The 16,840-nt window shown below is 68.2% G+C and carries 15 protein-coding genes; 5 read left to right on the top strand and 10 right to left on the bottom strand.

Annotated elements, in window-relative coordinates; translation table 11 throughout:
* Positions 1–125 precede the first annotated feature (125 nt).
* From hpnC to hpnA, 3 genes are read right to left on the bottom strand one after another with little or no spacing between them, the layout of a single operon-like run.
* Positions 126–1,034: a squalene synthase HpnC gene (hpnC, locus tag HLH27_RS14635; RefSeq protein ID WP_182950785.1), complete on the bottom strand. Its 909-nt coding sequence runs from the start codon at positions 1,032–1,034 to the stop codon at positions 126–128.
* Positions 1,031–2,200, bottom strand: coding sequence for a glycosyltransferase (locus HLH27_RS14630; RefSeq protein ID WP_182950784.1), 1,170 nt, complete (start codon positions 2,198–2,200; stop codon positions 1,031–1,033). The genes hpnC and HLH27_RS14630 overlap by 4 nt, the downstream gene beginning before the upstream one ends.
* Before the next feature lie 16 nt (positions 2,201–2,216).
* A complete protein-coding gene (hpnA, locus tag HLH27_RS14625; protein WP_182950783.1) occupies positions 2,217–3,212 on the bottom strand; it encodes a hopanoid-associated sugar epimerase in 996 nt (331 codons plus the stop codon).
* 198 nt (positions 3,213–3,410) lie between these two features.
* Between hpnA and HLH27_RS14620 the strand changes: the two genes are divergently transcribed.
* Positions 3,411–4,457 (top strand): lysylphosphatidylglycerol synthase domain-containing protein, encoded by a 1,047-nt coding sequence (locus HLH27_RS14620; protein WP_182950782.1) that lies wholly within the window; start codon positions 3,411–3,413, stop codon positions 4,455–4,457.
* Positions 4,458–4,465: 8 nt separating this feature from the next.
* A complete protein-coding gene (locus HLH27_RS14615; RefSeq protein ID WP_182950781.1) occupies positions 4,466–5,374 on the top strand; it encodes a prephenate dehydrogenase/arogenate dehydrogenase family protein in 909 nt (302 codons plus the stop codon).
* Between the two features lie 149 nt (positions 5,375–5,523).
* Here HLH27_RS14615 and hmpA read toward each other — a convergent pair whose 3' ends face one another.
* Positions 5,524–6,729, bottom strand: a complete 1,206-nt coding sequence (hmpA, locus tag HLH27_RS14610) for an NO-inducible flavohemoprotein (RefSeq protein WP_182950780.1) — start codon at positions 6,727–6,729, stop codon at positions 5,524–5,526.
* A gap of 81 nt (positions 6,730–6,810) precedes the next feature.
* Between hmpA and HLH27_RS14605 the strand changes: the two genes are divergently transcribed.
* Positions 6,811–7,290: an Rrf2 family transcriptional regulator gene (locus HLH27_RS14605; RefSeq protein ID WP_182950779.1), complete on the top strand. Its 480-nt coding sequence runs from the start codon at positions 6,811–6,813 to the stop codon at positions 7,288–7,290.
* A gap of 9 nt (positions 7,291–7,299) precedes the next feature.
* On the opposite strand, the gene HLH27_RS14600 is transcribed toward HLH27_RS14605, so the two are convergent.
* On the bottom strand, positions 7,300–8,370 hold the full coding sequence (locus HLH27_RS14600) for a substrate-binding domain-containing protein (RefSeq protein WP_182950778.1): 1,071 nt from the start codon (positions 8,368–8,370) through the stop codon (positions 7,300–7,302).
* 41 nt (positions 8,371–8,411) lie between these two features.
* On the bottom strand, positions 8,412–9,311 hold the full coding sequence (locus tag HLH27_RS14595) for a LysR family transcriptional regulator (protein ID WP_182950831.1): 900 nt from the start codon (positions 9,309–9,311) through the stop codon (positions 8,412–8,414).
* A gap of 126 nt (positions 9,312–9,437) precedes the next feature.
* Here HLH27_RS14595 and HLH27_RS14590 point away from each other — a divergent pair, with 126 nt between their 5' ends.
* Positions 9,438–11,114: an alpha-keto acid decarboxylase family protein gene (locus HLH27_RS14590; RefSeq protein ID WP_182950777.1), complete on the top strand. Its 1,677-nt coding sequence runs from the start codon at positions 9,438–9,440 to the stop codon at positions 11,112–11,114.
* 224 nt (positions 11,115–11,338) lie between these two features.
* Here HLH27_RS14590 and HLH27_RS14585 read toward each other — a convergent pair whose 3' ends face one another.
* The 4 genes from HLH27_RS14585 to HLH27_RS14570 form a co-directional block, all read right to left on the bottom strand.
* Positions 11,339–11,722: a hypothetical protein gene (locus tag HLH27_RS14585; protein ID WP_182950776.1), complete on the bottom strand. Its 384-nt coding sequence runs from the start codon at positions 11,720–11,722 to the stop codon at positions 11,339–11,341.
* 255 nt (positions 11,723–11,977) lie between these two features.
* Entirely contained in the window at positions 11,978–13,624 is a 1,647-nt protein-coding gene (locus tag HLH27_RS14580) for an NAD-dependent malic enzyme (RefSeq protein WP_182950775.1), read from the bottom strand.
* Positions 13,625–13,678: 54 nt separating this feature from the next.
* Entirely contained in the window at positions 13,679–14,344 is a 666-nt protein-coding gene (locus tag HLH27_RS14575; RefSeq protein WP_182950774.1) for a histidine phosphatase family protein, read from the bottom strand.
* 14 nt (positions 14,345–14,358) lie between these two features.
* Positions 14,359–16,506, bottom strand: coding sequence for a hypothetical protein (locus HLH27_RS14570; protein WP_182950830.1), 2,148 nt, complete (start codon positions 16,504–16,506; stop codon positions 14,359–14,361).
* Positions 16,507–16,625: 119 nt separating this feature from the next.
* Between HLH27_RS14570 and HLH27_RS17125 the strand changes: the two genes are divergently transcribed.
* Positions 16,626–16,840, top strand: a 215-nt coding sequence (locus HLH27_RS17125; protein WP_408870855.1) for a sugar phosphate nucleotidyltransferase, incomplete at its 3' end; no start/stop codon positions are given.

Raw genomic sequence — 16,840 nt, 5'->3', positions numbered from 1 at the left:
GCGCGAGTGCGGCCTATATGGCCGTGAGCACCGAAGCGCAGAAAATGCACGGAGGACACGCCGGCAGGGTGACTTTGCAAATAGCCTCTTAGGGCGGATTGGCGCCCAAGACAAAACCCCGCTCATCAGGGCAGCACGCGCAACGCGCCCACCAGCGCGCCCACGGCATCGCCGCGCGTCAGCTTCACCCGCCCGGCCAGCGGGTCCTGGCGCCGCAGCCGCGCGGCCAGGCGGCGCGACAGGCCGACGATCACCGCCGTCTCCAGCCGCATGCGCCGGTCGCGCACCAGCGCCGGCAGGCGCCCGGCCTCGTCGTTCAGGGCATCCACCCGGTCCAGCAGCGCATTCATCACCCGCCGCAACCCCGGCGAGGCATAAGCCGCCCGCAGATCATCGACCGAAGACCCCTCCCGCGCCAGCCACGGCAGCGGCAGGTAGCAGCGGTCGAGCGTGCGCAGGTCATCCGCGCAATCCTGCAGATGGTTCAGCACCTGCAAGGCGGTGCACAGCGCGTCGGACGGGCCGAAGGTGGCCGCGCTCTCGCCATGCAGCCCCAGCAGGAAGCGCCCGACCGGATTGGCGGAATAGCGGCAATACTCCGCCAGCTCTTCCCACGATTCATAGCGCGTCTTCACCGCATCCTGGCGAAAGGCCACGATCAGGTCGGTCGCGGTCTCGACCGGCACCCCCGTCACGGCCAGCGTCCGGCCGACGCGCACCGCCGTCTGGGCATCGCGGCGCGGCGGCGCCTCGCGCCGGCCCAGCACCACGTCCTCCATCGCATCCAGCCGCGCGATCTTGGCCTCGGGCAACAGCCGGTCATTGTCGACGATATCGTCGATCACCCGCGCGAAATCGTAATAGGCATGGACATGCGGGCGCAGCCGCCGGCTGATCAGCAGCGACCCGACGGGAAAATTCTCGTCCCCAGCCCCTTTGCCGGACGACACGTCCTCGGTGCCCCAGACATCCTGGTCGGTTCGCGCATGGGCATCCTGCCGGCTCTGGGTCGCGTTCACATGCTGTCCTGTCATTTTGGCGGGGCATTCCCGTTCGGTTCGCGATAGGCGCGGCTCTTCCACACCACACCGCGCCCCCGATGATGGTCGATGGCCGACCCGATGGTCGCGGCGGTATAGAACAGCGCGACCAGCGGCAACAGCAGCGCCCAGGCCGGCGAAAGGCGGAAGCGCCGCAGCGTCGGCACGAAAGACGCCATCGAGGCGATCCACGCCACCGCCCCCAGCAGGCGCGGCAGGCCGTGGCCGAACAGCGCCAGCAGCATCGGCGCCATCCAGACCACCACCATGCCCAGCACGGTCCCCACCAGCATCAGCGGCGAATAGCGCAGTTGCACATAGGCGGTGCGCGCCACCATGCGCCAGACATCGACGGGGTGCGGATAGGGCCGGATCGAGCGCGCCAGCCGGCTATGCCCCAGATATAGCCGCCCCCCGCTGCGCTTGACATGCGTGGCCAGGGTACAGTCGTCGATCAGCGCGCCGCGCAGCGATTCAATGCCGCCGATCCGCGCCAGCGCCGCCCGATGCACCAGGATCGATCCCCCCGCCGCCCCCGCGACACGGCTGCGCGGATCGTTGACCCGCGCGAACGGATACAGCAGCGCGAAGAAGAAGACGAAGGCCGGTACCAGCATCTGCTCGGCCACGCTGGCGCAGTTCAGCTCCACCATCTCCGACACCATGTCCAGCCCATCGGCCCGCGCCTTGGCCACCAGCGTCGCGATATGGGCCGGATCGTGGGTGATGTCGGCATCGGTCAGAAAGACATATCCCGTATCCTCGGGCATCTGCCGCCGCGCCTCGGCCACGCCCTGGGCCACGGCCCACAGCTTGCCGCTCCAGCCCGGGGGCCGCTCGCGGCCGGTGATGACGGCCAGCCGGCGCAACGGGTCGGGCACCGCGCGCGCCAGGCCGCCGGTGCCGTCGGTACTGTTGTCGTCCACCAGGATCAGGCGCAGCGCGCCGGGATAGGCCTGCCCCAGCAGCGACCCCACGCAGGCCTGGACCGACCCGGCCTCGTCCCGCGCCGGGACGACGACACAGACCGGCGGCCAGTCCTCCGCCGCGGCGACCGGCACAGGGTCCAGGATCGGCCCTCCCTGCCAGAAGCGGCCATGGAAACAGATCAGAACCAGCCAGACCAGGGCGCACAGCGACGCCGTCAGCAGCAGGACCATCGTCTTGGCGTCCGTCTTATTTCAGCATGCCGCTCTGGCGAAACCACGTCACCGCATCCGTCACCGCATCGCGCGCCGGACGCGGCGCATAACCCAGCTCCCGCTCGGCCTTGGCGGAGGAGAAGAACATCTTCTTCCGCGACATGGCGAGCATCTCGCGCGTCACGCGCGGCGCGATGCCGAACCCGCGCGACAGCCATTCCGACACCACCGCCACCGGCCAGATCACCTCCTGCGGCAGGCTGACGCGCGGCGGCTTCACGCCCGCGATCTGCGCCGTCATGGCAAACAGGTCGTGCAGGGCCAGGTTCTCGCTGCCCAGGATGTATTTCTCGCCGATCCACCCGCGCTCCAGCGCCAGGGCATGGCCCTCGGCCACGTCGTCGACATGGACGATGTTCACGCCGGTATCGACATAGGCCGGCATGCGCCCGCCCGCGCAATCCAGGATCATCTGGCCGGTCGGGGTGGGCTTGATGTCGCGCGGCCCCACGGGCGTCGAGGGGTTCACGATCACCGCCGGCAGGCCGCGCTCGCGCACCAGCCGCAGCACTTCCTGCTCCGCCCGGTATTTCGACCGCTTGTAGATGCCGATCACCGCATGCTCATGCACCGGCGTCTCCTCGTCCGACACCGTGCCGTCCCCGATCAGCCCCAGCGCCGCGACCGAGGAACAATAGACGATCCGCTCCACCCCCGCATCCTGCGCCGCCAGCATCAGCCGCCGCGTGCCCTCCACATTCGCCGTCATCATCGGCGCCGGGTCGGGCACCCACAACCGATAGTCGGCGGCAACGTGAAACACGTAGCGGCAGCCGCGGACCGCCTCGGCGAAGGTCGCGGGGGCGGACAGGTCGCCCTCCACCATTTCGGCCGGCAGGTCGCGGATATTGGTCAGGTCGGCGCCCTTGCGGGCCATCAGCCGCAGGCTGTGTCCCCGTTGCAACAGCGTACGGGCAACGGCCGAACCGACAAATCCGGTCGCGCCGGTAACAAGCGTGGGGGCAGTCATGATCCGTTCAAATGCTCCGGCAGGTCCCGTCCACACGGCCCCGGGGGGCCGCCAGGACGGCGGAAGGCGGGGCACCATTTATCCCGACACCACATGGTGGCGCCAGACCCTCCTCTGGTGTAAGTCAGGCCCAACCCATGCGTCGGCAGGTTCCCCAGCGGACTGGCCATGGCGCGGCAGACGAAGTGCGGTCAATCCTTGAAAAAGCTCACGATCCTGCTGGCCTTCCTGGGACTGGCCCTTGTAACCGGATGTACCGCGTGGCTCGGCGCGGGCTCGGTGCTGAAGGCCGTCCTGTCCATCGGCATCGTCGGATTCGGCGCCACGATCCTCGCCCAGCTTGCAGTGGATGCAATCCTGGGTGTTGCCTGGCACGCAGCCTGCCGCGAGATCGGTCTGGCGCACCTGACGATGGCCCGCATGGTCCGCGATGCGGCGGCGACATGCCTGCCCTTCTCGCAGCTCGGGGGCATCCTGATCGGCATCCGCGCGACCGGCCGCGACGCCTCGCCTCGCACCGGCGGCCGGCCGATCGACTGGCCCGAGGCCGCCAGCGCCAACATCGTCGACCTGACGACCGAGGTACTGGGCCAGATCGTGTTCGTGCTGATCGCGGTGGTGTTCCTGGTGGCCCACCAGCAATCCAGCCCGTTCGCCAAGCCGGTCATCATCGGCACGCTGCTGCTGGCGCTGGGCATCGGCGGCTTCATCTGGACCCAGCAGCATGGCGGCACCATTCTCAAGCGCATGGCGCGCGGGCTCAGCCGCAACATCGCCTCGCAATGGCACAGCGCAATGCTCAGCAGCGCCGACACGCTGCAGGAAAAGCTCGACGAAGTCTGGTCCCACCCCGGCCGCATCGCCGAGGCCGCGGCGACCCACCTGGTCGCCTGGATCGGCAGCGCCGCCGCCATCTGGGTCGGCTATTATTTCCTGGGCGCGCATCTCAGCCTCAGCGGCGCCATCGCGATCGAGGGCGTGGCCTGCGGCATCATGTCGGTCTCGTTCCTGGTGCCCGCCGGCCTGGGCGTGCAGGAAGCCGCCTATATCGCCCTGGGCTCGGCCTTCGGCATCGATCCCTCGGTCTCGCTGGGCCTGTCGCTGCTGCGCCGGGGCCGCGACCTGGTGATCGGCATCCCCGTCCTGCTGCTGTGGCAGGCCGCCGAGGTCCGCCGCCTGCGCGGCAACCGGCCCGACCCGGCGCGCGAGGACGGCGCCTACCCCGCCTCCGAACGCTCGCGCTGAACCGCCCCATGACCGACCGCCCGACCGATCCCGCCCCATCCCTTTTCGGCACGCTGGCCGTCATCGGCCCCGGCCTGATCGGCTCGTCGATCCTGCGCCGCGCCCGGCGCGACGGCACGATCGCGGCCGAACTGGTGGCCTGCGACATCGACCCCGCCGTCTGCCGGCGCGTCGCGGAACTGGACATCGCCGACCGGGTGGAGGCCGATCCCCTCCGTGCCGCCGCCGACGCCGATTGCGTCATCCTCTGCGTGCCCGTGGGCGCCATCGCCACGGTCGGCGCCCGGATCCTGCCTGCCATGAAACCCGGCGCGATCCTCAGCGAGGTCGGCTCGACCAAGCAGTCGATCATCAACGCCATCGCCCCCTCCCTGCGGCCCGACATCCCCTTCGTGCCGACCCACCCGATGGCGGGCACCGAATATTCGGGCCCCGATGCCGGCTTCGCCACCCTGTTCGACGACCGCTGGTGCCTGCTGACACCGCTGGAAGATACCGACCCGGCGGCCACAGCACTCATCGAGACGATGTGGCACCGCCTGGGCGCCCGCACCCGGATCATGGACCCGGCCCATCACGACCGCGTCTGCGCCATCGTCAGCCACCTGCCGCACCTGCTGGCCTTCACCATCTGCGGCACCGCCGACGACCTGGCGGACGAAACCCGGTCCGAAGTGCTGGATTTCGCGGCCTCCGGCTTCCGCGACTTCACCCGCATCGCGGCGTCCGACCCGGTGATGTGGCGCGACATCTTCCTGAACAACCGCGAGGCCCTGCTGGAAATGCTGGCCCGCTTCATGGAAGACGCCCAGGCCATGGCCCGCGCCATCCGCTGGGGCGACGAGGCTTTCATCGTCGACCGCATCGAACGCGGCCGCCGCATCCGCCGCAGCCTGCTCGAAAACCGGCAGGCCTGAACCGACGGCGAAAGACCGACATGGCCCTCCACCATCAGGCGCATGCCATGTGCTTCATCGCGCGCTCGGTCAATTTCCCCGTGACCGCCATCCCCACGATCATCCGCGCCTGAGCCGGATATCGGGCAGGCCGTTCGTCGTGACGCCCCTCAGAGGACCAGTTCGGGATCGGCCGCCGACCCGAAGACCTCATAGCGGATCTGCGCAGCCGGAAGTTTCTCCGCCCGCAGGGCACCCACCATGTCGCGCATGAACGAATCCGGCCCACAGACATAATAGGTCGCGGCACGATCCAGCGTTTCCCGCACCCAGTCGGCATCGATCCGCCCCGCATGGCGCGTCATGCCGGGCCCGCCCTCCGCCGCAACGCCGCTTTCCCGCGCATAGAAGAAATCCGCCGTCACCACCCCCCGGGCAGCCAGCGCGGACACATCGGCCACAAAGGCCGCCGATTCCTCGCTTTCCGCCCCATGAACATAGCGGACCCTCCGCCCGCCCCCCGCCTGCGCCAGTTCGCCCAGCATCGCCATGGCAGGCGTCAGCCCTACGCCCGCCGTCAGGAACGTGACGGGCCCCGTTCCATCGAGCACAAAGTCACCCGCCGGATTGGCCACCTGAAGCTCGGTCCCTTCCCCCACGCTGTCATGCAGCCAAGGCGACACCACGCCCCCTTCGGCCCGACGGACGCTGATCCGGTAATGATCCGCGCCGGGCACCGACGAAATGCTGTAATTCCGCCGCTGCGCCCCATGCCCCGGCACCTCCAGCCGGAAGCTGAGATACTGCCCCGCCCTGTGCCGCGCGATCGGCCCGCCATCGACCGGCACCAGTTCGAACGAGACGATCGACGCCGTCTCCCGATGCCGCGCACGGACCCGGAACGCACGCCAGCCCGTCCACCCACCCGGCGCCGCCGCATGCGCGTCATAGATCTGCTTCTCGCGCCCGATCAGGATATCCGCGAGAAACCAGTAGGCCTTCCCCCACGCCTCCAGGATGTCCGGCGTCGCCGCATCCCCCAGCACATGGGCAATCGCCCCCAGCAGCGCCTCGGCCACATACGGATAATGTTCCGGCAGGATGTTCAGCCCGACATGCTTGCCGGCAATACGCTCCACCATCCCGCCCAGCGCGTCGAGCCGGTCGATATGCTCCGCATAGGCCAGCACCGCCAGCGCCAGCGCGCGCGGCTGCTCGCCGTCCCGCTGGTGCGACAGATTGAACAGGTCACGGATTTCCGGCCGCGCCAGCAGGCGCCGGTACATCTCCGTCGTAATCGCCACCCCATGCGCCTTCAGCGCCGGAACGGTGGCCCGGACAATCGCGCGGGTTGCCTCGTCGAGGGGTGCGGACATGGCGTGATCCTTTAAGGTTCATTATTAATATACCTTTTCGAACCCATTGGAAAACCTGTCAAGAGCGCGCATCTTCCACTCATGAAACTGACGCTGCAAACCGACTATGCGCTCCGCGCATTGATCTATCTGGGGATCAGGACCGAACGACTGTCCTCGATCCGCGAGATCGCGGAGGCCTACGGCATTTCCGAAGCCCATATGGTCAAGGTCGTCCACCGGCTCGGGCTGGGCGGTTTCATCGACACCATCCGCGGCCGCAATGGCGGCATCCGCCTCGGCCGACCCGCCTCCGACATCGTCATTGGCACCGTGGTGCGGTACATGGAAGACGACATGGCGCTCCTGGCGTGCATGACCGACACTCCGGAAGCCGACCCCCGCGGCCCCTGCACGCTGATGCCTTCCTGCCGCCTGCGCGGCGTCCTGGGCGAAGCCCTGCTGGCCATGACCACCGTGCTGGACCGCTACACGCTGGCCGACGTCATCACTCCGTTCGAGATCGGCCGCTTTCGGGAACCACGCCCGGCCGAAACCATGCCCGAAGCAAAGGCGCCCTGACCCCCCGCATCAGCGCGCCCCCTCCGGCATCCACGGCGCCACCGAAACCGGACTATGGGCAAAGGCCGGAACGGCCCGCTCCAGATCCTCCATGCTCCCGATCCGCGCCCCCCGCACAAAGGCAGCGGTCAGGAGAACCGGCGCCACAGGCGCGGGCGCACCCGGCAGCCCACCCACCAGCCGCAACGCCAGCGTACGAACGCAGACCGCCCCCATGACAGCAGGATCGGTCCCCGCCGTTCCCACCCACGGCGTCCCCTTCCGGCCAAGCTCACGAATGACCTGATCCGTTATGTCGCTCCCATAAACGGCGCGCCCCCCGGCCCCGCCCGACGCCGTCCCGCGCAAGGCCGCAACCGCCCCAAAAGCAAGCTGGTCCCAGGGCGCATACACAACCGCCACGCCCGGATCGCGCCGGATCGCCCGCGCAATCCGCTCCCCGGCCTGCCCAGGCACATCGCCGCCAGCCGGCATCTCCACACTCCGCACATGCCACCCGGCACGGCCCACACGCTCCTGCCAGGCCGCATAGCGCCGGTCCATCTCCGGAAAACCCGTAATATGGGCCACCAGAACACGCACCGCCCCCGCATGGTCCGCCACCGCCTGCGTCGCCACCAGCCGGGCCATCGCCACGTCATCCTGCCCCACCCGGATCACGCGCGGATCTTTCTCCGTGGAATCAAAGGAGACGACCGGCACCCCCGCCTGCAACGCGGGCGCAAGAACGGCATCCACATCGGGGCCGACCACATCGTTCAGAATGATACCCCGCGCCTTCAGGCCGACGGCCTTTTCCACCGCCTCACGCTGCGACACGCCGGTCGTCCCCGCCGGAATCACCAGCAGAATCATCCCCAGCGCCGCCGCCGTTCGCTCGGCCCCCTTCCGATAGCCGGAAAAGAAATCGGACCCCGTCACCCGCGAAACCAGCGCCACCACCATGCCCGATGTCGGCAGGTCCCGCGGGCCCTGCGCCCATGCGCCGGCATGCCACAGAGACAGCAGCAGGATCAGGCAGAGCGCCAGCCGTGGGGCTCCGCCCCACACCCCGCCAAAGGCGGCGCCTTTGGAAGCCATTCGTTCAGAAGCCTCTTGCCGGCACACATAATGCTCCCCTTTCACCCTGCCCCCCTCCCGCGCACCTGCTCCCGCAACGTCTCCACAAACCGCCGCAGCAACGGCGCCGGCGGCTCGGGCCGCGTCGCAACAGCCAGGGTCGCGCGCGGCGCGGTGCCGGCAATGGGGCGAAACACTGCCCCGCCGGCATGGATCTGGTCCAGGCAGGCCGGCACGATCGACACGCCAAGCCCCGCCGCCACCAGCGGCACGGCGGCGGTAATCTGCGGCGCCTCCTGCCCCAGTTGCGGGGTAAAGCCGGCATTCTGGCACGCCGCCAGAATGGCATCGAAGAAACCCGGCCCCAGCGCACGCGGAAACAGGATCAGCGGATCCTGCGCCACATCCTGCAACGCAACCGTGGCCTGTCCGGCAGCAGGATGGCCCACCGGCACCGCCAGCAGCGTCGGCTCCTCGAACAATGTCTCGATCGCGAACGTCCCGCCCGGCGCCGGCGGACGAATGATGGCGACGTCGATCGTCCGTTCGGTCAGCGCCGCGCACAAGGCCGGCGTGTTGCTTTCCTCCATCGTGATCACCGCATGCGGCAGCGCCAGGCGAAGCTGGCGGATCGCCGCCGGAATCAGCGGCAGCAGCGACACCGCGCCCGCCAGCCCCACACGCAGGCTGCCCCGCTCGCCACGCGCAAGCCCGGTCGCGACATCCGTGAATTCCTGCCGCATCTGCAACAGGATACCCGCCCGCTTGACCAGCTCGGCCCCCGCCTCGGTCGGCACCGCGCCCTGCCGCGACCGCACGAACAGCTTCAGCCCCAGCGCCTGTTCCAGCGCGCGGACCTGCTGGCTCAGCGGCGGCTGCTCCATGTGCAGCGCCCGTGCCGCATGCGTGAAGCTGCCATGCTCGGCGATCGCGGCAATGTAGCGCAGATGGCGGAAATCGATGTTCATATCTGAAATATATGGATAGCGTTGTTCGCATATATTGGACAGAAAAATCCGCGCCTCCCAGTCTGCGCCCTACGCAGCCGGGACGAACGGGTCGCCCCGGAAACCGGGGGAGTCATCGCCATGACCACCACAGTCGGCCAATATCTTTCCACCCGCCTCGGCCAGATCGGCCTGAAGCACCATTTCGCCGTCGCGGGCGATTTCAACCTGATCCTGCTCGACGAGCTGCTGACGGAAGGCTCGACCAAACAGATCTACAGCTGCAACGAGCTGAATTGCGGCTATAGCGCCGAGGGCTACGGCCGCGCCAACGGCGCCGCCGCCATGATCGTGACCTTCAGCGTCGGCGCGCTCTCCGCCATGAACGCCATCGGCAGCGCCTATGCCGAAAATGTACCGGTCATCCTGGTCTCCGGCGCCCCCAACACCAACGACCACGGGTCGGGCCACCTGCTGCACCACACGCTGGGCAACACCAATTACGGCTACCAGGCCGAAATGATGCGCCACATCACCTGCGCGACCGAGGTGATCTTCTCGGCCGAAAACGCACCGCACCAGATCGACCACGCCATCCGCACCGCCCTGCGCGCGCGCAAGCCCGCCTATATCGAAATCCCCTGCAACCTCGCCAACGCCCCATGCCCGGCCCCGGGCCCCGTCAGCAGCCTGCTGTCCGAGCCCGCCGCCGACCCGGCCAGCCTGGAAGCCGCGCTGGAAGAAACCGGCCGCTTCCTCTACGCCCGCGACAAGGTGGTGCTGCTGGTCGGCAGCCGCATGCGCGCCTCCGGCATCCTGGACCTCCTCCCCGCCCTGGCCGACCGCATGGGCTGCGCGGTCACGGTCATGGCCGCCGCCAAGGGCTTCTTCCCCGAGGATCACCCCGCCTATCGCGGCGTCTACTGGGGCGAAGTCAGCTCCCCCGGCGCGCAGGAGCTCGTCGAGGGCGCCGACGGCGTGCTCTGCCTCGGCCCGATCTTCAACGACTACGCCACCGTCGGCTGGCGCGCCACGCTGCGCCCGGAAGACACGCTGCTGGCCGACCTGCAAAGCGTCACCGTCAACGGCCGCGTCTTCGAAGGCTTTTCCATCGCCCAGTATGTCGAAGCCCTGGCCGCCCGTGCGCCCCGCCGCGCCGGCTCCGCAGAAATCCCGCGCCAGCCCCTGCCCGCCATTCCCCAGGCACCCCGCGACGCCCGCCTGACCAACGATGAAATGGCCCGCCAGATCAACGCCCTGGTCGACAGCAACACCACGCTCACGGCCGAAACCGGCGATAGCTGGTTCAACGCCGTGCGCATGAACCTCCCCGGCGGCGCAAAGGTGGAAAGCGAAATGCAGTGGGGCAGCATCGGCTGGTCGGTCCCCGCCGCACTGGGCGGCGCGCTGGCCGCCCCCGACCGCCGCCACGTCCTGATGGTCGGAGACGGCTCGTTTCAGCTCACCGCGCAGGAAGTCGCGCAGATGGTGCGCTACGAGCTCCCGGTCATCATCTTCCTCGTGAACAACCACGGCTACGTCATCGAAATCAAGATCCATGACGGCCCCTACAACTACATCAAGAACTGGGACTATGCCGGCCTGATCGCCGCCTTCAACGCCCAGGACGGACACGGCCTCGGCCTCCGCGCCACCACAGCCGGCGAACTCGCCAGCGCCATCGAACAGGCCAGGGCCAACACAAACGGCCCCACCCTGATCGAATGCGACCTCGACCGCTCGGACTGCACCGAAACCCTGGTAAAATGGGGCACGAAAGTCGCCGCCGCCAATGGGCGCCCGCCCAAAGTGAGCTGAGGACGAGCCTTCTTTTTCTGAAGAAAAAGAAGCAAGAAGACTTTCAATCGATGGCCTCTGGCGGACCGTTCCGCCAGAGGCTTCGATAGTTTGACGCTGGAAGCCGGTTTGTCAGATCCCGAATTTCCGCTTTCGCCTCATCTGCGCCAATACAGGACATTCCCCCGCGCTCCAAAGGCGCACGCCCTGCAACAATCCTGAATATTCTTTGAAAATTTCAATTTTCAATCGTCCGACAGCCCGAACTGGCCGGGGTAAGGCATCGCGCTTCTGCCTAGCCTCTTCTTTTTCCACTCGGCCATCGCCCTGTTATATTCGACATGCCGCAAGACAAGCTGCAATGCTTCTACATGACGTTCGTTACTGGCATCCATCGTATGACGGCGCCAACCCGCCGCGATCAGCCAATACTCACCAGCAAGTTGCCAGGATCCGGCCTGCTGATGCTCCACGGCAAGCCGCTCGAGCCCGTGATATTTGTTATTCGGATTGGCGAGCGCCTCTGCAGTGATGATGAAATCGTCGCTTTTCCACAGGAACGTCGATTTCATATACGGAAACTGCCGCGTAAGGGCGCCCGGGTCACCGAAATGTTCCTTGATCAGCATCGGAACCAGCCTGTCATAAGATCTACGCCATTCGCACTGCACAAACTGCCCCTTGAAGACCATTTTAATTTAAAGAGTATGCCGCGCGCCTCAGAGGCTGTTTGAAAAGTCGGCCTGCCGAGCGAGAGTGCCGCGAAGCGGCACGTCCGGCGTGTATTTTCGAGCATCGGAGCGGAGCGGCCTTGATGGCCGTGAGCACCGAAGCGCAGCAAATGCGCGTCGGATCGCCGGCAGGGTGACTTTGCAAACAGCCTCTCAGCCTTCAGCCGGCGCGATCGCCCCATATTCCGGGCTGTAGCACATCCCCTCGATCCAGGCCCGGATGTCCTCCGGGCGCGGCACGGTCGCCATGCCGTTCTCGAACAGATACTCCGCCAGCCGGCAGGCCGACGTCACCTCCACTTCCAGGATCTGCGACTGCGGCGGATAGAGCATCCCCCGCGCCTGCGCCGAGGGCGATACCTGATCGGCCAGCGCATGCGCGGCCTCGATGATCACCGCGCCGGTAATCAGGCGCGGCCGCGTCGCATAGACCGCCAGCCCCAGGCCGGGGAAGATATAGAAATTATTGGCCTGCCCGGGCCGAAACACCATGTCCCCCCGCAGAACCTGCGGAAACTGGATGCCGGCGGCATACAGCGCCCGCCCGTCCGACCAGCCATAGGCCTGCTCGGCCGTGCATTCCGGGCGCGGAATCGACAGCGGAAAGATGATCGGCCGCGCATTGATCTCGGCCATCAATTCCACCACCGGCTGGGTAAACGCCCCCCCGGCGGTCGAAACCCCGATCAGCACGCTGGGCCGCACACGGCGGATGGTCTCCAGCAGATCGCGCGTGGGCGCGGCCGCATGGGCATAGCGACGCTGCGCCTCGGTCAGGTCGGTGCGCGAAGGCTCGACCAGCCCTTTCACATCCATCATAATGATGCGCGAGCGCGCTTCGGCAACCGTCAGCCCCTCGGCCTCCATGGCCGTCACCAGCAGGTCCGACGTCCCCAGCGCCGAAGACCCGGCGCCGAGGAACAGGAAATTCTGGTCCGAAAGCTGCTCGCCCTTGATCCGCAGCGCGGTGACAAGCCCCGCCAGCGTCACCGACGCCGTGCCCTGGATATCGTCGTTGTAGCACAGCACCTTTTCGCGATAGCGCTCCAGGTAACGGATCGCGTCGGTACCCTTCCAGTCCTCGAAATGGATGCAGCAGGCGGGAAAGACCTCCTGCACCGCCGCCACGAACTCCTCGACGAACGCATCCAGTTCCGCTTCCGGCGGCGGCTCGCGCCGCAGGCCCAGATAGAGCGGATCGGCGCGCAGGGCCGCATTGGTGGTGCCGATATCAAGCTGCACCGGCAGCGTGGTATGCGGCGGCACCGCGCCACAGGCGGTATAAAGCTGCAATTTGCCGATCGGGATGCCCATCCCGTTGGCACCGATATCGCCCAGCCCCAGAATGCGCCCGCCCGTGGTCACGCACAGGAAGCGCACATCCGGCACCGGCCAGTTGCGCAGCACCTCGGCAATGCGCCCCTTCATGTCCAGGCTGATATACATGCCCCGAGGGCGCCGATAGAGATGGCTGAACGACTTGCAGACCTCGCCCAGCGTGGGCGCATAGACGATCGGCACGAAGCGCGCCGGGTCGGACATCAGCACCTTGTAGAACAGGGTCTCGTTCCGATCGACGAGCGCGGAGAGGTAGATATAGCGCTCAAGGTCGGTCGGCTTGGCGTCCAGATGCGCCAGCACCCGTTCGGCCTGCCGGTCCAGCGTTTCAACCTGCGGCGGCAGCAGCCCTTCCAAGCCCAGGGCCCGGCGTTCGGCGGTCGTGAAGGCGGTCCCACGGTTCAGGAACGGATCGTTCAGCAGCGCCGTGCCTCGCAGGGTCTGGCGGTCGGATGACGTCATGTTCGGGGTACTCCATGCACTGATCGGCGGCCGAAACCGCCATGCCGGGCAGGTTCAGACCCCCGGCAGTTCGTTGACGGCCACGATGCGCCACGCTTCGGGAAAGCGCTCGATGATCGTCAGGGAAAGATTTTGGATCGAGAAATGCAGCGCGGTGTCGGCATGCACCCGCAACGCATGGGCCAGCGCCGCGCGGATCGCCCCGCCATGGCTGACGACGACCATGTTCCGTCCCGCATGCGCGCGCGCCATGCGGTCCATCGTCTCGCCCACCCGGGCGCAGACCTCCAGCATGCTCTCGCCGCCGGGCGGCCGCTCGGATGCCGCGACCGACCAGAACAGATGCGGCGCCAGCTGCAACTGGTCCAGCAATTCGTGATGGCGCAGCCCATGCCATTCGCCCAGCGACTGCTCGGTGAACCCGGGCTCGACCGTCCAGTCCACCAGGCCATACCCCGCCTCCTGGATCGTGCGCGCGGTATGCTGGGTGCGGCCCAGTGGCGAGGTAAACCATTGCGCGTTCTGCGGCAGGCGCGCCGCCAGCGCCTCGTACATGCCGCGCTGGGCCACCAGGCTGTCGGGGCAAAGCGGCACATCCAGCGTGCCATAGACCCGCATGCGGGCATTTTCCTCGACCAGCGCATGACGGATCAGCCAGAAGCGGGTGACACCGTCCGGCAGCTTGGGGGTGTCGAGGAAATGACCGTGATTCTGGTTCATGAAGGCCGGTCCGATCAGGGCAGGGTGACGGGTGCGCCGGTATCCATAGCCGGAAGCGGCGCGTAGGTCTGTACCGGGTCGGCCGCCGCCAGGGTCGACCAGTGCCGCAGGATCAGCCCGATCTTGGCCAGAACCCGCTGTGCATCGGCAATTTCCCGATCCATGCGCAGATCGGGCACCAGCCCGTCATGCGACGGCTCGCCCGAAACCAGCCGCGCCCCGGCCGACAGGCGCAGCGCCCCGGCCACCCCGCCGGGCAGCATGGGGTGCGGCAGCGGCACCGGCTGGCCGACATGGCACAGCAACCCCGCGAGGGCCCGATCCGCCCCCACGGGTACCACCCGCGACAGGTCGGCATTCAGCCAGCGATAGAGCGCACGCGCCGGCTCCAGCCCCAGCGGCACGAAATCGTCCCCACAGGGCAATGAGGCCAGCGGATCGCGCACGAAAAAGCTCAGGATGGTGCCGCGATCGTCCCAGGCATCGGCCAGAGGCGGCCGCTCCGGATGCGGCACCGGCAGCCGCCGCAGGTCCGGGTCGGCATCGATCGCCGCTTCCAGCGCGGTCAGGAACCGCGCCAGCCGGGCACGCACCACCGGCCGGGGGACCTCCCTCAGCGCCTCCATTTCGGCCAGCGCCGCATACCAGCGCAGCATCAGCCCCACATTCTCGCCCACCGGCAATCCCCGCGCCGCCGGCGCCTCCGGCCACGCACCGCGATGGCAGTAATCCGCCAGCCCGGACGGCAGGTCCCCGTCGCGCAGCCGCGCAGCCACGCTTTCCGGCAGCAGCAGCGCCCCGCAGAAAGGCGGCCCGGTGAAGAATTTGGAGCCGGTGATCATCACCATCCACCCCCGGTCCAGATAGGCCCGCACCCGTGCCGGATCCAGCCGCGCCTGGCAGGCATCGACGACGATATCGGGCACCGGCGCGCCCTCGGCCCGGGCCGCGTCGGCCAGCCGGTCCAGCATCTCAAGCCCCGGCGCCAGCAATCCGGTCTTGGACAGGTCCAGCCGGTGCAGCAGCACATGCCGCCCCGCCTGCCGGCCCCGCCGCGCCAGCTCGATGCACTCCCCGTCGATCTCGGCAGCCGCGCGCAACGCCCCGTCCGGCCGCCGCAGCGGCACCGACAGAAGCAGCGTGTCCGCCGGAAACCCCGCGATCGACCCGCCCTTGGCCACTTGGGCGCCCAGCGCGGTGTCATTCGCAAAATGGCAACCTTTTGCCGCTAACGGTACGCCACTCCCGGTTTCCTCGGGGGCCAGAAGGATGTTGCTGACCGGATGTCCACCAGAACCCAGCATCGCCAGGGCCAGGGCATACAATTCGCAATCCGTGCCCGACGGCGCCAGCACGACGCCCTGCGCCCCGCTCATCCCGTAATGCGCCGCGATCCGGTGCCGGACCTCCGCGACCATGCCGGCCCGCACCTCCGCACCTTCCCCGGCCAACCCGCCCTGCACCAGCCGCGCCCGCGCCGCCTCGGCCCCCGCGAAACCCCGTTCGGACACCGAGGACGCGGTGGAAGACGCATAGGTCACAGCCCAGGGGCGAGGCCGGTGGGAAGAACCGTAATGATTCAGCCCCGTCGCCGGGTCGATCGCCAGCCGCGCATCCCCGCCTTCAGCCATCAGCTTTTCCGCCGGCTCCAGCAGCGGCCACAATGCGCCCAGCCGGGCCGCCAGCAGCCCGAACGCACCGTCATCGGCATGTTCCGGGGCAACCGGCGGCTGCAACGGCGCCAGCTCCATCCAGACCTGCCGCAGGCGGCCCGCGCCCGGCGGATGCGCGGCGGCCATGTCGGCATGCCAGTCCGCCCGCGCCACCCCACCGGGCCCGTCCAGCTCCGCGAACAGCGCGGCGGTGCGGGCCGCGCACAGCCCCGCCAGCACCACGTCGCCGGGCACCGCGTCGCCGGCCACATCATCGCCGGGCACGGCCTCGATCAGGCGGGCGAGCTCCAGCGCGTGGCGCAGCAGGGCGGGGGCACAGGCCGGCGCCCTCATGCACGGCGCGCCCAGCACGACCATGCCGTCGGCCCGCACCACGAACGGCCGCTCCAGCGCCGGATCCAGCCCGATGCGCCGCCCCCCCGCGATCACGCGCAGGTCGGGGCGTTCGAGGACACAGGCCAGGTCATGGGTCAATCGTTCGGCGAGCACGCAAAAATCCCTGTTGCCGTCATCACTATGCGCGCAGGCCCCCGGCGCGGCAATCGCGCGGGCCACCCGGCGCCGCCCCCCGGACGGCGCGTCGCCGGCCATCAGGAAAGGAGCGAACCATGCAGCCCTCCGGATCGGAACCGACCCCGATGACCAACCTGTCGCACCTGCACCCCTATCGCGCGAACACCCCGGCGGCAAACGACCGCACGATGGAAGGCGCGATGAAGGGCATCCTGCTGGCCGGCGGATCGGGCACCCGGCTGCACCCCATGACGCTGGCCACCAGCAAGCAGTTGCTGCCGGTCTACGACAAGCCGATGATCTACTACCC

It is taken from the genome of Gluconacetobacter takamatsuzukensis (assembly GCF_014174275.1).
Lineage (GTDB): Bacteria > Pseudomonadota > Alphaproteobacteria > Acetobacterales > Acetobacteraceae > Gluconacetobacter > Gluconacetobacter takamatsuzukensis.
Note: the sequence above shows the minus strand (reverse complement) of the source record. Positions and strands in the feature narration are given on the sequence as shown.

Coding starts and splice junctions, on each gene's coding strand:
- hpnC (WP_182950785.1), bottom strand. CDS start 1,034: ATGACAGGACAGCATGTGAACGCGACCCAGAGCCGGCAGGATGCCCAT.
- HLH27_RS14630 (WP_182950784.1), bottom strand. CDS start 2,200: ATGGTCCTGCTGCTGACGGCGTCGCTGTGCGCCCTGGTCTGGCTGGTT.
- hpnA (WP_182950783.1), bottom strand. CDS start 3,212: ATGACTGCCCCCACGCTTGTTACCGGCGCGACCGGATTTGTCGGTTCG.
- HLH27_RS14615 (WP_182950781.1), top strand. CDS start 4,466: ATGACCGACCGCCCGACCGATCCCGCCCCATCCCTTTTCGGCACGCTG.
- hmpA (WP_182950780.1), bottom strand. CDS start 6,729: ATGTCCGCACCCCTCGACGAGGCAACCCGCGCGATTGTCCGGGCCACC.
- HLH27_RS14605 (WP_182950779.1), top strand. CDS start 6,811: ATGAAACTGACGCTGCAAACCGACTATGCGCTCCGCGCATTGATCTAT.
- HLH27_RS14600 (WP_182950778.1), bottom strand. CDS start 8,370: ATGGCTTCCAAAGGCGCCGCCTTTGGCGGGGTGTGGGGCGGAGCCCCA.
- HLH27_RS14590 (WP_182950777.1), top strand. CDS start 9,438: ATGACCACCACAGTCGGCCAATATCTTTCCACCCGCCTCGGCCAGATC.
- HLH27_RS14585 (WP_182950776.1), bottom strand. CDS start 11,722: ATGCTGATCAAGGAACATTTCGGTGACCCGGGCGCCCTTACGCGGCAG.
- HLH27_RS14580 (WP_182950775.1), bottom strand. CDS start 13,624: ATGACGTCATCCGACCGCCAGACCCTGCGAGGCACGGCGCTGCTGAAC.
- HLH27_RS14575 (WP_182950774.1), bottom strand. CDS start 14,344: ATGAACCAGAATCACGGTCATTTCCTCGACACCCCCAAGCTGCCGGAC.